The 12,911-nt window shown below is 64.9% G+C and carries 13 protein-coding genes; 6 read left to right on the top strand and 7 right to left on the bottom strand.

Features of this window, described 5'->3' with window-relative positions; genetic code table 11:
- Positions 1-40 precede the first annotated feature (40 nt).
- Positions 41-1,249 (bottom strand): AraC family transcriptional regulator, encoded by a 1,209-nt coding sequence (locus E6C76_RS16095; protein WP_136349274.1) that lies wholly within the window; start codon positions 1,247-1,249, stop codon positions 41-43.
- Between the two features lie 310 nt (positions 1,250-1,559).
- Between E6C76_RS16095 and E6C76_RS16090 the strand changes: the two genes are divergently transcribed.
- From E6C76_RS16090 to E6C76_RS16070, 5 genes are all read left to right on the top strand, one after another.
- Positions 1,560-2,858 (top strand): MFS transporter, encoded by a 1,299-nt coding sequence (locus E6C76_RS16090; RefSeq protein ID WP_136349273.1) that lies wholly within the window; start codon positions 1,560-1,562, stop codon positions 2,856-2,858.
- Between the two features lie 74 nt (positions 2,859-2,932).
- Positions 2,933-5,224 carry a TonB-dependent receptor gene (locus E6C76_RS16085; RefSeq protein ID WP_136349272.1) on the top strand — a complete coding sequence of 764 codons (2,292 nt, stop codon included), beginning with the start codon at positions 2,933-2,935 and terminating at the stop codon, positions 5,222-5,224.
- 104 nt (positions 5,225-5,328) lie between these two features.
- Positions 5,329-6,366 carry a glutathione S-transferase C-terminal domain-containing protein gene (locus tag E6C76_RS16080; protein WP_136349271.1) on the top strand — a complete coding sequence of 346 codons (1,038 nt, stop codon included), beginning with the start codon at positions 5,329-5,331 and terminating at the stop codon, positions 6,364-6,366.
- A 16-nt stretch (positions 6,367-6,382) separates the two neighbouring features.
- Positions 6,383-7,477, top strand: coding sequence for a histidinol-phosphate transaminase (hisC, locus tag E6C76_RS16075; RefSeq protein ID WP_136349270.1), 1,095 nt, complete (start codon positions 6,383-6,385; stop codon positions 7,475-7,477).
- A gap of 12 nt (positions 7,478-7,489) precedes the next feature.
- A complete protein-coding gene (locus E6C76_RS16070; RefSeq protein ID WP_136349269.1) occupies positions 7,490-7,927 on the top strand; it encodes a GNAT family N-acetyltransferase in 438 nt (145 codons plus the stop codon).
- Between the two features lie 4 nt (positions 7,928-7,931).
- Here E6C76_RS16070 and E6C76_RS16065 read toward each other — a convergent pair whose 3' ends face one another.
- Positions 7,932-8,540: an LOG family protein gene (locus E6C76_RS16065; protein ID WP_136349268.1), complete on the bottom strand. Its 609-nt coding sequence runs from the start codon at positions 8,538-8,540 to the stop codon at positions 7,932-7,934.
- Between the two features lie 139 nt (positions 8,541-8,679).
- Positions 8,680-9,501 carry an AraC family transcriptional regulator gene (locus E6C76_RS16060; RefSeq protein WP_230976294.1) on the bottom strand — a complete coding sequence of 274 codons (822 nt, stop codon included), beginning with the start codon at positions 9,499-9,501 and terminating at the stop codon, positions 8,680-8,682.
- 128 nt (positions 9,502-9,629) lie between these two features.
- Here E6C76_RS16060 and E6C76_RS16055 point away from each other — a divergent pair, with 128 nt between their 5' ends.
- Positions 9,630-10,916: an MFS transporter gene (locus E6C76_RS16055; RefSeq protein WP_136349266.1), complete on the top strand. Its 1,287-nt coding sequence runs from the start codon at positions 9,630-9,632 to the stop codon at positions 10,914-10,916.
- A gap of 64 nt (positions 10,917-10,980) precedes the next feature.
- Here E6C76_RS16055 and E6C76_RS16050 read toward each other — a convergent pair whose 3' ends face one another.
- From E6C76_RS16050 to E6C76_RS22280, 4 genes are all read right to left on the bottom strand, one after another.
- Entirely contained in the window at positions 10,981-11,391 is a 411-nt protein-coding gene (locus E6C76_RS16050) for a carboxymuconolactone decarboxylase family protein (RefSeq protein WP_136349265.1), read from the bottom strand.
- 139 nt (positions 11,392-11,530) lie between these two features.
- Positions 11,531-12,202 (bottom strand): hypothetical protein, encoded by a 672-nt coding sequence (locus tag E6C76_RS16045; protein WP_136349264.1) that lies wholly within the window; start codon positions 12,200-12,202, stop codon positions 11,531-11,533.
- Positions 12,203-12,229: 27 nt separating this feature from the next.
- Positions 12,230-12,715, bottom strand: coding sequence for a hypothetical protein (locus E6C76_RS16040; RefSeq protein WP_136349263.1), 486 nt, complete (start codon positions 12,713-12,715; stop codon positions 12,230-12,232).
- 7 nt (positions 12,716-12,722) lie between these two features.
- On the bottom strand, positions 12,723-12,911 hold a 189-nt coding region (locus E6C76_RS22280), incomplete at its 5' end, for a hypothetical protein (RefSeq protein ID WP_211090284.1).

The following is a 12,911-nucleotide window of genomic DNA, read 5'->3' as shown; positions in this document are numbered from 1 at the left end:
AAGTCATGCCTTCGGTTTTCCCGGTGGAATACCGGACGGCTCAGGCCCGTGTCAGGCCCCCGGGAAAGCGCTCCTGGGAACGCCGGTACTCGGAAGGACTCACCCCGCTCCAGGTCCGGAAGGCCCGCCGGAAGCTGCGTTCGTCGGCAAAACCGAGGTTCTCGGCAATCCTCGCCGTGCCCACGCCGTGCCGCAGCATGCGGCGGGCCGCGGTCAGGCGCACCTCACGCGACAGGATGGAATAGCTGACCCCTTCCCGGTCGAGGAGACGAGCCAGCGTACGGCGGCTGACGCCGAGCAGGCGCGCCATGTCTTCGGACGATCTGATTTCGTCTAGGTGCGTACTCAGAAACTGGAGGATGCTCTGCCCGCGCAGCGCCTCTTCGGCCAGAACGTCCTCGAACATTTGCGTCACCCTGGTCCGCAAGCCAGGATCAAGGATCGGAACGGGGCGGTCGAGCCACTGCCGGGAAAAATCGATTTGTGCGATGTCCTCGTCGAAAAAAACCGGACAGCCGAAATAGTCCTCCAGCGCCGACCGGGAAATGCCGCAGGAGCGTGTAAACCGCACCGAATCAGCGACCCGGATTCCAGGCGATCGGGAACGGGACACCGCGAAGCAGTTGACGAAATGGAAATGCTCGAGCGTCGCGCGCAACTCCGGATCGTAGAATTTGGGAATGTGCAGCATGCTCATGCTGCCGTTCCGATTGGCCTCCGGGACCGCATTCCAGGGGGTACGGAGATTCTTGGCGCAAAAGCGGATGCCCTTCTCGCTGCTGTCCAGCGCCATCGCCGCCAGGCTGACGATACCGAAACTGGCAAAGTTGATCCGTGAGGCATGGTTGAACAGGGATTGCGCTTTATCTCCGGTCAGCCACAAACGCTCGAAGATTCTCCGCATCTCGGCATAGGAGACGGTCGCGGCCGGCCAACTGCCCTGCTGCAGATCGATATCGATCTCCCGTCGCAGCCCTTCGAACGAAACACTTTGCTCCATTGCCGACATCAGCAGGCCGGATACCTGGAACAGGGTGAATTCACGGTCGTAGAGGCCGATCTGGTACCTCCCCGGCGCCGCTCCGGAAGCGGGGTTGGCACTGCGAGGCTGGCACGAATTGTCCGCTGCTGGATGTTCCATGGATCGGTTCGCTCTTCCTGTACTTCGTTCATCGTTGCCCGCCAGCGCGGTGATGGACGGCTTTGCGGCCATCACCGTCATCATCTCGCCGCGCGTCGGACCGGGCATCACGCGGATCAGGCACCTTGAAGGCCGGCCCCGCAAAGCGGCGAATCCGGCGGCTTTGCCCGAACGTTCATGCGTGCACCCGCCCCCTCCGGGCGGCTCTTTTGCATGGCTGACGGATGCTTCCAAAAAAAGCTAATCAAGCCGCAGGTTTATGGCAAGGCAATCAAAAATCTAAGTTAATCAGATGTTTGTATATATGTGACACGGATTGTCCTTCGATCCCCTGCACCCGGCATTGAACAATAGGCCTCCTTCTGGACGCCCCCAGGCCGTTCGGATTTCCGCTCCCGATCATCCGAGGCAGACAGTCATGGCCAACCCGCAGGAAAGCACGCTCACCGATTCTTTCGACACCCCTTTGCCAAGCCCTTCCCGTTGGCAGCACAACAGCCATGCGTCGCTGACGCTGATCTGGCTGCTGGGCGTCGTCTGCGTGTTGGACGCGATGATCATTGCCTCGCTGCTGACGCCGATCAAAGCGGAATTCGGTTTCAGCGACGAGCAGATCGGGCGTTTGTCTTCGATGTTTACCCTGGCGGGCATCCTCGGCGCGCCAATCTTCGGCGTCCTGGCCAACCGTTTCGGACGCAAGGCCGTATTGCTCACCGGGGTCGCCATCTGGAGCGTGTCCTCCATTGCCACCGGCCTCGCCACCGGCTTTCTCGGCCTGCTGTTCTGGCGCGTCGCCACCGGTTTCGGCGAAGCGGCCTACAACACCCTCGCACCGAGTTGGCTGGCCGACCTCTACCGTCCGCGCTGGCGCAACCTGGTGTTCTCGCTGTACATGCTGAAAAACAAGATCGGCACCGCCGCCGCACTGGCGCTCGGCGGCTGGCTGGCGGCCGAATACGGCTGGCGGACCGCCTTCTTCGTCGCCGGGCTGCCCGGACTGCTGCTCGCGGCCCTGCTGCTGTGGGTCCGGGAACCGGCCATCGGTGCGCTCGACGACATCCAGCCCGGCGAGGCGCCGGCCCGCGCCAGGCCCGGCGTGCGCGAAAGCCTGGCCGTTTTCCGTTATCCGGGCTACGTCCTGCATTCGCTGGCGCTGCTGTTCTTCTTCACCGCCATGTCGGTGCAGATCTGGATTCCGGCCTACCTGCACCGCGTCTTCGATCTGAGCAACCAGCAGGCTTCCGGGTTTCTCGCCCAGATCCTGCTCTACACCCTGCCGGTGGGCCTGCTCGGCGGCTATTTCTCCAGCCTGTTCCTGCGGCCTTTCCGCTGGGGCTTTCCCGCCTTTCTGGCGACCACCTCGCTGCTGGCCGCCGGGGCCTTCGCCATCGCCTACGGCAGCCGCGATCTGACGGTCGCGCAGATCGCCATCGCGGCCGGGATCGCCCTCTTCGGCTTCAGCGCCGGCACCCTGACGACGCTGATCGTCGAGACGGTGCCGCCCTATCTGCGCAACAGCGCGACCGCGCTGTCCGTGGTGTTGACCTCCGGCATCGCCGGCATCGTCGGCCCCGAACTCGTCGGCCGCCTGTCCGACGCCCACTCCCTGGCCCAGGCGGTGTTCGTGGCGCCGGTCGCCTATGCCGCCGCCGGGCTGATCTGGATCGTCCTCGCCTTCTGGCTCGGACGCCCCGGCCAGACAGCAGAGCCGGCCTGAGCACACCGGCCCGCCGCCTGCGCACCGGGCCTCGGTTTCCTTCCCCCCGACGAAAGAACTTTCCGGAGAACGTCATGCAGCATTCCCCCAGCACCATCCGTTTCAGGAAACGCCCGCTCATCCTCGCCCTCGGCGGACTCTTCGCCACCCTGTCCGGAATCGTCCCGGCGCAGGGCGCCGAGAGCAGGGAGCAGCTCGACACGGTGATCGTCACCGCCACCCGGCGTGCCGAGAGCCTGCAGAAGGTCCCCTCGGCGATCACCGCGATCAGCAGCGAGGACCTCGAGGAAGGCGAGTTGCGGACGACCAAGGACGTCGCCAAATTCATCCCCGGCGCACAGGGCTGGAACACCGAGAGCCGGGCGCGCCCGCGTTTCTTCATCCGCGGCGTCGGCTCCAACGAAGCCACCAACAACGCGGTGAACCCGATCGGCTTCTATGCCGACGAGGTGTATTACAACAACAACCTGTTCACCGGCGGACCGCTGTTCGATCTGCAGCGGGTCGAGGTGCTGCGCGGCCCGCAGGGCACGCTGTGGGGCAAGAACACCACCGGCGGCGCCTTCCATTTCATCTCGCGCAAGCCGGCATTCGAGACCGACGGCTATGCCAGGGTACAGATCGGCAACCTGGATTCCCGCGTGTTCCAGGGCGCCGTCGGCGGGGCCATCAAGGACGACGTGCTGGCCGGCCGCGCCGCCATCCACTACGAGAAGCGCGGCGGCCTGGCCAAGAACACGACCACCGGCAACGACGTCGGCGATTTCGACGACTTCGCCGGCCGCTTCCAGCTGCTGGCGCTCATCTCCCCCGAACTCGACGCCCTGCTCAACGTGCATGTGCGCCGGCTCGACGGCACGCAGAACCCCTGGTACTCGGTCACCCGCAACGGCGCGCCGGACGTCAATGGCTACGTCGCCCCGATCGGCGCCGGCAGGGGCGACCGCGACCACGTCGCCTACAACTTCGATCTGCCGCTCAAGGTCGATTCCGAGGGCGCCAGCCTCACCTTCAACTGGGATATCGGCGGCCTCACGCTGACCTCGGTGACCGCGATCGACCACGGCCGGCGCACCGGCCTGGTCGATTCCGACTACACGCCGTACGAGTACGCGACCGGCGGCAGCGCGCGCTCCTACTCGCGCAACAAGGTAACCCAGAAGAGCCAGGAGTTCCGCCTGGCCTCGCCCACGGACGAGCGTCTCACCTGGATCGCCGGCACCTACCTGTTCCGCGACGACAACGAATCCTACGGCGCCAACGCCAAGCTCACCGGCAACGCCGCCACCCAGTCCTTCAACGCCACCGCCTACGAACAGGACACCACCAGCGCCGCGCTGTTCGGCAGCGTCGGCTTCGAATTCACCGAACGCTTCAAGCTCAGCGGCGGCCTGCGCTACACCTACGAGAAGAGCGGGATCGACCTGACCACGGTGCGCGCCACCGGCGCCTCGCCCTTCACCGTCAACGGCAACTGGTGGTCGCCGGACGCGCTGGCGGGGGCCACGCTGTCGACCTACTACTCGACCGGCGGCCGGATCAAGAATAGCTGGTCCAACCTCGGCTACGACATCACCCCCGAGTACCGCATCGACGACGACCAACTGGTCTATTTCCGCCACGCCAGCGGCTTCCGTTCGGGCAACTACAACACCTACATCACGCCCAACGGCGTGCCGGGAGTATCGCAGTTCTCGGTCGTCGATCCGGAAAAGCTGAAGTCCTACGAAGTCGGCTACAAGAGCACCTGGCTGAACAAACGCCTGGTGTTCAACGCCTCGGCCTACCACTACGACTACGACGACATGCAACTGGTGGTCAACCAGGTGCTGAACGGCGTGTTCTACCCGACGCTGATGAACGCCGGCTCCGGCCGGGTCGACGGCATCGAGCTCGAAGCCCAGTTCCAGCTCACCGAGGCACTGCGCCTGCGCGCGAACCTGAACCGCCTGCGGACGAAATTCGACGAGTTGATCGCCGGCGGCACCAACTACAAGGGCTACGGCTTTGCCCGCGTCCCGGAAACGACCGCGCTGCTCGGCGTCGATTACCGCACGCCGCTGGCCGGCGGCACGCTGGCGCTCGGTACCGACTGGAGCTACACCAGCAGGCACCACTTCAACGTCACCAACGACACCGACCTGTACGCACTGCAGAAAGCCTACTGGCTCGGCAGCGTCCGCGCCAACTACACGCTGCCGGGCGAACAGATCGTCATCGGCGCCTACGTCAACAACGTGACCGACAAACGCTACAAGAACCAGGCCATGCTCTACCAGGGGGGCACCAACGCAAGCAACGGCCATTACCCCACCGGATACGGCGATCCGCGCACCTTCGGCGTCAGCCTGACCTACAAATTCTGAGCGGATGAAAGAACGGCGCCGCACCGCGCTCCGCCGGCATGGGCCCCGGCACGCCCAGGCGGCGAACATCCAGGCACCCGCAAAACCCTTCCAAGGAAAATGACATGGCAACCGTGTATCCAGAAAAGACCGTGGAACAAAGCCACGACGGCGCCTTCGTACGACAGGGCAACGTGTTCACGCAACGCTTTGGCGACGGACCTGCGCAACTGCCGGTCGAAGCCGGCCGCTACCGTCTGATCGTATCCACCGGCTGCGGCTGGTCGCGCCGCCAACTGATCGTGCGCCGCCTGCTCGGGCTGGAGCAGGCGATCCCAGTGGGCTACGTGAAGACACGCGGCGACGACGGCTGGGAATTCGACGACCAGCCCGGCGGCGTGGACGAGGTATTCAAGGTGGCCCGCCTCAATGAGCTGTACCGCCGCACGCTGCCGGGCTACGACCGGCGGGGCACCGTACCGGCCGTGGTCGAAGTGGCGAGCGGGCGGGTCGTCACCAACGACTACCATACCTTGAGCATCGACCTGGAGACCGCCTGGGCACCGCTGCACCGCCCGGGCGCGCCGGATCTTTATCCGCAGGCCTTGCGTGCGCAGATCGACCTGCTCAACCAGCAACTCTTCGACGACGTCAACAACGGCCCCTACAAGGTGCTGTTCGCTACCTCCACCGGTGCCGCGGCGGCGGCCAAGACGGTCTTCGAGGCCCGCCTGGCCGATCTCGACTTCCGTCTGCAGAGCCGGCGCTACCTGTTCGGCGAGCAATTGACCGACGCCGACGTGCGTCTGTTCGTCACCCTGGCCTCTTACGACACCAACTACCGGCCGCGCTTTCCGGCCGAACTGGGGCCGGTCGAGCGCATCACCGACTTCCCCCACCTGTGGGCCTATGCGCGCGATCTGTTCCAGACGCCCGGCTTCATCGACGAGCGCGAGAAGATCAGCCTGGGCCTGCTGCCGGGCACGAACGGCAAGTACCGGCGCGGTTTCGAGACCGAAGTGGTGCTGGACGAGGATCCGCTGGCGCCCTGGCTGGCGCCGCATGGGCGCGAAGAACTGCGCGGCGCGGCGCTGAATTCGGGGCCGGGAGCGGCCGGCACGGCCGGACTGTGGCGCTGGGGAGAACCGGGAGCGGCCGCGTGAGGCTGCACGGGAGAGCATGCACACCATGAAGTATCGCCACCACCTGGATGCCATCCGTGGCTTCGACCCTCCACGCTCACTGGACGAATCCGGCGCGCACGGCAGGCTGATCAACCTGGCCCTCAACGAGAACAGCCTGGGCTACTCGCCGCGGGTCGGCGAGGCGCTGGCGGCAGCGCTCGGCGAGGCTTCGCGCTACCCAGCCACTTTCTGCGACGCGCTGCGCAACAAACTGGCACGCCGCCACGATCTCGAACCGGAGCGTTTTCTGTTCGGCAACGGGATTTTCGAGATTCTGTCGCTGATCTGTTCGGTTTTCGTCGGCGAGGGTGACGAGGTCGTCCTCCCCGAACCCTCCTTCGGCTGGTACACGATCGCCAGCAAGGTGAGCGGCGGACGCGTCGTGACGGTTCCCCTGCGGGAATACGCCATCGACCTCGACGCGGTCGCGGCGGCCATCGGCCCACGCACGCGCCTGGTCTGGCTCTGCAACCCCCACAATCCGATGGGCACCGTGGTCGCCTCGGGGGCGCTACGGGCATTTCTCGAGCGCGTGCCGCCGGAGGTGGCGGTGGTGCTCGACGAAGCCTACGGAGAGTACGCCGCGGCGCCGGACTTCCCGGACGGCATCGCGCTCGCACGCCGGCATGCCAACCTGATCGTGCTGCGCACCTTCTCCAAGGCCTATGGCCTGGCCGGCCTGCGCATCGGCTACGCGGCCGCCGGGGCGGAGACGATACGCCTGCTGCACAAGGTCAAGACGCCGCCCAATGTGAATCATCTTGCTCAGATCGCCGCCGCCGCCGCGCTGGACGACGAGGACTTCCTCGCGCGCTCGGTCGCTGCGGTGCGGCAAGGGCTCGCCGACTACTACGCCTGCTGCGACGCGCTGGGCCTGGGCTACATCCCCAGCTTCGCCAATTTCCTGATGATCGATCTCGGCCGCGACGGCGACGAGGCGGCCAGGGTATTCCTGGAAGAAGGCATCGTATTGCGCTCGGGGCGCGAGACCGGCCTGCCCAACTGGATCCGCGTCACCATCGGCAACGACGAGGAAAACCGGCGAGTCTTCGCAGTGCTGCGGCGCCTCGCCGCGGACCGGCAGACATAAAGGGCAAACATCATGGAAATCATTCGGGTCGCAGAGACCTGGCAATTGGCCGCCGTGCATTATCTGCGGATACAAGTGGCGTTGAGCCTGGACATTCCGGTGGCAGGCGAAATCGACGAGAAGCCGGGGGAAAAGGTCGACTATCTGTTGATCATGGACGGCCCGACCCCGGCCGCCACCGGCCGCCTGCGCAACTACGAAGGCAAGGCCAAGTTCGAACGCATCACCGTCGCGGTGGATCGCCAGGGCCAAGGCATCGGCCGCCTGCTGATGCAGGGCCTGGAAACATGGGCCTACGAGACCGGCCTGCGCGAAGCGCTGGTCACCGGCAAGCTGGAGGTACTCGACTTCTACCTGAAGCTCGGCTACGCCACGGATGGCGCGGTGACGCAGGGAGGGCGTTTCCCGCTGGTGCGTCTGACCAAAGCGCTGGGCCCGCGCGGTGGCTAGAACATCAGGTCTGCCCGCGCTCCACCCACTTCGCCAGCGCGGGCGGCTGATAGGCGGCGTAGCGCTCGAGCAGCCTCACCGGATCGCTTTCCACCACCAGCATGGCGCGATGCTCGGCACGCACGAACTGCTCCTGCGCGGCGTGATCGAGGAAGCCGGTGAGCCCGTCGTAATAACCGGCCACGTTGAGCAGGCCGCAGGGCTTGCGGTGGAAGCCGAGTTGCCCCCAGGTCCACACCTCGAAGAGTTCCTCGAAGGTGCCGATGCCGCCCGGCAGGGCGACGAAACCGTCGGCCAGTTCGGCCATCAGCGTCTTGCGCGCATGCATGGACGGCGTGACGTGCAGTTCGGTGAGCTTGGCATGGGCGAGCTCCTTGCGCATCAGCGATTCGGGAATCACGCCCACCGCCTCGCCGCCCAGGCGCAGCACCTCGTCGGCCACCGCGCCCATGATGCCCACGCTGGCGCCGCCATACACCAGGCGGATGCCACGCTCCACCATGGCGGCGGCCAGCGCGCGGGCGGCACCCGCGTAGTCGTCGAGCCGTCCGTTGGCGGAACCGCAATACACGCACAGGCTGCGGAACGGGGCGGGGGATTCGGTCTGGGTCATGGCAACTCCGGTCACGGTCGGTCGGGGGTTTGGGTTTTGGCCTGCGTTTGCCCGCCGCCTTCGGGGGCGGCCGAATGGTAGCCGCGCGCGGGCGCGAAGTCGAAGCATCCCGGGCAAGGCATGATCCGCGCCCGGCGCTTCAACCCTGCTGCGCGCCCAGGAAGCGCGCCGGCGACATGCCCACCGCCCGGCGCACCATGGCGCTGAACGCGCTCGGGCTGTTGTAGCCCAGTTCGGCGGCGATCTGGTTGATCGGCCGCCGCCCGGCGGCCAGCGCCACGGCTTTCGCCAGGATCACCTGCTGGCGCCATTGGGAGAAGGTGCTGCCCAGTTCCTGGCGGAACAGCCGGGCGACGGTGCGCGGGCTGGCGCCGGTGTCGCGCGCCCAGCCATCGAGCGTTTCGTGCCGCGTGGGGTCGGCCAGCACCGCCTCGCACAGCGCGCGCAGGCGCTTGTCGCGTGGCAGGTCCACGCCCAGGCGCACCGCGTGGGCGGTACGCATCTCTTCCAGGATCAACGCACTCAGCAAGGCTTCACGGCGCAGCGCTTCCGCCGGCAGCGCCACGTCGTCCGGCACGCTGGGCATCTCGCGCACCAGCGCGCGCAGCAGTTCGGAGACGTGCAATACCCGACAGCGGCGCCATGGCTCCTCCTCACCGGGCGGCACGCCAGGCCCGCAGCACCCCGCAGGCTGGTGAAAGTACAGGGTACGCAGGTCGGCGTCTTCCACCATGGTCACCGTATGCTCCACTTCCGGCGGAATCCATACCGCGCGCGAAGGCGGCACGATGTAGGTGCCGGTGGGCACGCTCAGGCGGATCACCCCGGTGGTGGAAATCGACATCTGCGCCCATGCGTGGCTGTGCGGGATCACCTGCGTGGCCGCGCTCAACTGGCGCGCCTTGGCGCGTACCGGACGCTGCCCGGTGGGCACGAACAGATGCGGCGTGACCGCCGGCACGCACGCGCCACGCCCTTGCGTTGCGGACGGGCGGACCGTGCGGCGCGGGGACGGGGCGGAGGGATCGGCAACGGCGTGGCTTGGCATGATCGCGACAGTAGTTGGCTTGCTATCGTATATCGGACGGCATGCCGCTGACTATGATCGCCTTCATGAGCACGCCCAACCCCAACACACTGAAACAGGATGCCCGCACCATCGGCCTGATCGGCCTGGCACACGGCTCTTCTCACTTCTTCCACATGCTGCTGCCGCCGCTGTTTCCGTTCCTGATCGCGGAATTCGGCTTCAGCTATTCCGAACTCGGCCTGATGGTGTCGGTGTTCTTCGTGATTTCCGGCGTCGGGCAGGCGCTGGCCGGCTTCGTCGTGGACCGCGTGGGCGCCCGCCCGGTGCTGTTCTTCGCGCTGGCCTGCTTCGCCATCGCGGGCCTGGTCGCCAGCACGGCCACCGGCTACTTCGGGCTGGTGGCGGCCTCGGCCATCGCCGGGCTGGGCAATGCGCCCTTCCATCCGGTGGATTTCACCATCCTCAACAAGCGCGTCTCTCCGCAGCGACTGGGCCACGGTTTTTCCGTGCATGGCATTTCCGGCAACCTCGGCTGGGCCGCCGCGCCGGTGTTCATGGCCGGCATCGCCGCCGCCACGGGTTCCTGGCGCCTGGCCTGCCTGTGCGGCGGACTGCTGGCGGCCGCGGTGCTGGCCATCATGGTGTGGCACCGCGACGCGCTGGACGACCGCCAGGGCATACGCGCCGCTACCCCGCACAGGGCCGCCACCCATGCGGCGCCGACGCGCGAGCACCCGCTCGCCTTCCTCAAGCTGCGCTCGGTGTGGCTGTGCTTCTCGTTCTTCTTCTGGAGCACCTGCGCGCTCAGCGTCATCCAGAATTTCGCCAGCCCGGCGCTTCAGCATCTCTACGCCCTGCCGCTGGCGCTGACCTCCATGGTGGTCACCGGCTACATGCTGTTCGGCGCGGCCGGCATGGTGGCGGGCGGCTTCTTGGTCGGCCGGGTGGCACGTCTGGAGCTGGTCATCAGCGTCAGCCTGCTCGCCTCCGCCACATTGCTGGCACTGGCCGGCAGCGGCTGGCTGCCCGGCATCGCGGCGCTCTCGCTCGCCGCAGTGGCCGGCCTGGGCACCGGCCTGGCCGGCCCTTCGCGCGACATGCTGATCAAGCGCGCCGCGCCGCCGGGCGCCACCGGACGGGTGTACGGCACGGTGTATTCCGGCCTCGATCTGGGGTTCTGCGTGGCCGCGCCGGTGTTCGGCGCGATGCTGGATGCCGGCCTGGATTCCGGCATCTTCTACGGCTCTGCGGCCGCGCTCGTGCTGAGCGTGGCCTCCGCCGGGCTGGTGGGCATCGGCGTGGCGGCGAAGGCCACGCCACGGCAGGCGGTGGCCGCGCAGCCGTAGCTACGCTGCACAATCCCCGAAGATGCCGCGCCGAAGTCGAGCGGCGCAGGCACGGGTTCGGCTGCTATGCGCCGCGTCCCAGGTCGAACACCTCGTCCACCGGCACCTGCAGGCCGGTTGCCAGGTGGTTGGTCTTTGCCGCCAACGAGACGATCGCCAGCAGTTCGGCATGCTGTTCGGCCGTCATCCCCTTGGCTTTGGCTGCGGCCGTATGGGAATGCACGCAGTAGCCGCAGGAATTGGCGACGGACACCGCGATGTAGATCATTTCCTTGGTGAGCGGGTCCAGCGCCGTCGGCGTGGCCATCAACGCCTTGACCTCGCCCCAGGTGCGCTCCAGCAGCGCCGGATCGAAGGCCAGCGCCCGCCACATGTTGTTGATGAAATCCGTCTTGCGGGTGGCGCGGATATCGTCAAATACCGCGCGGACCCGGGGATCCTGCTCGGGGTCGGATGAGAAAGGAACGGTAGCCATATAAGTGGCCTCTCCATGAATCAGCACGATGTGTCGAGAGTTTTGTGGCCACGCAGCAAGGCACACTCCGAAGCCGTTTGTCCCGGGCATCCACAAAACCGTAGGAACCGCCCAGTCTGCTTGACTGAGGAGTTAGGCTTCATGGCACGTTGTTGACAAACGCCAAGGTGTTGATTGCCATGTAATGCAAGAAGTCATCGAGGTGGTTGTCTTTGAGCTTCAAAGGTTGCCCAACGGTGCTCGGGATTCGGTATGCCCACAGTCTCTCTTTAGCTTTGAGAGTTTTCACCAAGCCGCCGGCGTGAGTAAAGCAGTTCCGTGCTTCGATGATCGACGCGAGTTTGATCAAAACTTCGTCGGAATTCATTGGACTATTGACTCCCAATGAGAGGTGGAGCTTCCTAATCTGCATCAGCGTCTTGTTACCCAGCTTGACTGTTCCGCCAATCGAATGATGGGTCGCGTCAAATGAGTCAGCCTGTGAGACGGCGACTCCGTGGGAGCTTGCAGCACTATCAAAGAATATCTCGAAGGCGGTGCATAACTGGATCACTCCAAGCCCTAATGCAAGTTGCCCATACTCTCCGCATTGAATGGATTTGGACAACTGATCTACTGTCCGGATGGTGGTCATTCCTTCGGGAAAGTCATCAGATATAGCAATCTTTGTCTCGCCGCCGAGTGCAAATAGATCGATTAACTCGACAAGCCTAGTGCCTGCGTAAAGAGTTGCTATCCGCATGAGAAAGTCGCGGTAGTCAGACAAGGCCGTAAGTATTGCGGGATTGGTTGTTTTTGGTTTCCAGTCCATATGGCCGCAACCGGTTGTTGATGAAGCCTAACGTAGATCTAGCTGGCGCTGCGCGGCTTTATGGTGCAGCGTCCAGCGACCGAAGGGAGCGTGGTTGAGCACCATATTAGATGGCTGATGATTGCCAGAGTACATACATATCCCCATCGACAAAGCCAATTCCCACGCCGCGTGTATCTTGAGAACGTTCGACTTGTTGCCATTGATAATGTAGGACTGAGCCATCGCGATGCTGGTTTGCTGCCATTCTTGCCAGCCAGCGCCAGCTACGGAGAACGGAATCTCGAAAATGTTCTCTCCTGTACTAAACGTCTCCGAGCCGGGCCAGTAGTCCCGCTCTGAAACATCGCCAAGAACAAAGGAATCAATGCCTATGAGCTGGACATGCACTGACTCCCGCCCCTCGTAGAGATTGAAGTGGAATGCTACGGTCGAGCTCGGAATTGGCTGAGATAACGCTTGGTCTGCCCAGGCGAAGAATGCTTGACTTATTGATGAAATGGACAGTTGCATAAGATTTCTAACGAATGAAAGGGACTTCCCCGTCCCGGCCTGACCGCATTGCGGTAATCGGCACCTGAATGCCACGATGGGAAGTGCGAACTCTCATCAATCCGTCCGACAGGGGAAGTCCATGAGCATTGTGACCGCTGGAATCGATCTCGCCAAGAACGTATTTGCCGTGCATGGCGTCAATGAGACTGGCCGT

Origin of the sequence: Pseudothauera nasutitermitis, from assembly GCF_004801295.1 — a bacterium.
In the GTDB taxonomy this organism is placed as follows: domain Bacteria; phylum Pseudomonadota; class Gammaproteobacteria; order Burkholderiales; family Rhodocyclaceae; genus Pseudothauera; species Pseudothauera nasutitermitis.
Note: the sequence above shows the minus strand (reverse complement) of the source record. Positions and strands in the feature narration are given on the sequence as shown.